Below are 1,571 nucleotides of genomic sequence, written 5' to 3' on the forward strand. Positions count from 1 at the left end.
TTATTGTTATAATAAAAATAACATTTCATGTTGAGATTATAGCACATTTGTTTTTATGAGAGTTTAATTTTATAAATGAGAGATATTTAAGCAGAGAGGGGGAGCAAAGAGATAAACTCTTTACTGCACCGAGAGGATGTTGATGTCGAAATTTAGCTCTTTTCCTGCTAATGGATGATTAAAATCTATAAGTACTTCATCATCTAAAATATCTTTTACAACTACTTGAACCGGGTTGCCATCAGGTCCTTGACCTTGAAGCGGAAGACCGATAGAAAGCTCTATGCCTTCAAACTGCTCTTTTGGAATCTTTTGCATCGCCTCTTCGTTGTACTCTCCGTAAGCCTCACTTGCAGGAACTACTATAGAAGCTGATTCGCCAGCGCTTAACTCCGCTATTCTAGACTCTAAACCAGAAATAATCTGTCCTGAGCCGAATGTAAACTCTAATGGTTCTTGGTTAACATTGCTATCAACAACATTTCCTTCCACTTTTACTTCATACTCCATAGAAACTACTTGATTGTTACTAATAGCCATTTGTTCTCCTTTTTTTGTAAGGGGTACTATAACAAAATAGGTTTACATGAAAGTTAAAGCTAGAGTTTAACTATCTCTTTAATTGCACTTAATTGGACATCGGAGAGTTTTGGATTTATGCTCTGAACAAAGCCTACAACGGAGTCGTAGGAGTTCAGATCGCACTCTTTGTCAAAAAGTGCATATTTTGCAAAAGCTTCAATAATTTTCTTTTTTGAGAGTCCTAACTTTGGATTGTTGCTAAGATGTGTCAGTTTTGAGTAGCTATTTTGGCTCTTTTTCAACACCGCTTGACTCTTTTTTATAGCAACGCTATTTTCTAACCCTTTGGAGATTAAAACATTTTGAATATCGTTATGTGTAATAGGAGCTTCTTGAAAACGCTCAGAAGCGGAGTATATATAAATTGTTGATGCAAACAGCGGGTTCGCAGCACTGGAAACTAAAAATATTAAAAAGACGGAACGCTTTGTTAGAATGGATATTTTTGCCATATTGTACTTCCTCTATAATCGTTTGGATATTTAACTCTTTACTATTGTAGATAAGGTTGGTAAACTGTAAGTGAATTGAGTTAGATATTGAGTGTTTTTTAATTTTTAATTTTTTAGGGCGCGTACCCCCTGCCCATTTTTTTATCAATAAAACCACAATTATTTAACTTTAGATTAAAAATCATGAAAAAAAGACATGAAATGAGTCGCAACATTTTAGGCGAAGTGGTTGAAAGATAGATGAGCAGGGTATTTGTGAGGATCTCTTCACCGGATTAGATAACCGGCGATAGAATTTTTCTTAAATATAGCAAATTTTGTTTTATTATGTCATAATGCATTTTAATAAATTGCACAAGGATAAGATAGTGGCTAAATTAGAATCAGGCATATTACAATCTTTAAATTTAAGTTATTTAGGTAAAGCTGAGGAAAATGTAATCAAGAAACTTTCTGAAGTTTGGTTTATAAGCTTTTGTAGGATATAACGTCCCCATTTGTCAAGACCACTTAAAGCAACATTCTTATTTCACTCAT

At 33.9% G+C, this 1,571-nt stretch carries 2 protein-coding genes; both read right to left on the reverse strand.

The genetic code is table 11. The annotated features are described in order from the left end of the window. Window positions 1-120: 120 nt before the first annotated feature. Window positions 121-540, reverse strand: a complete 420-nt coding sequence (locus IBX42_RS12460; RefSeq protein ID WP_294933252.1) for a peptidylprolyl isomerase — start codon at window positions 538-540, stop codon at window positions 121-123. A 59-nt stretch (window positions 541-599) separates the two neighbouring features. Further along, window positions 600-1,034: a hypothetical protein gene (locus tag IBX42_RS12465; RefSeq protein ID WP_294933253.1), complete on the reverse strand. Its 435-nt coding sequence runs from the start codon at window positions 1,032-1,034 to the stop codon at window positions 600-602. Window positions 1,035-1,571 lie beyond the last annotated feature (537 nt).

Source organism: Sulfurimonas sp., from assembly GCF_014859695.1.
In the GTDB taxonomy this organism is placed as follows: domain Bacteria; phylum Campylobacterota; class Campylobacteria; order Campylobacterales; family Sulfurimonadaceae; genus Sulfurimonas.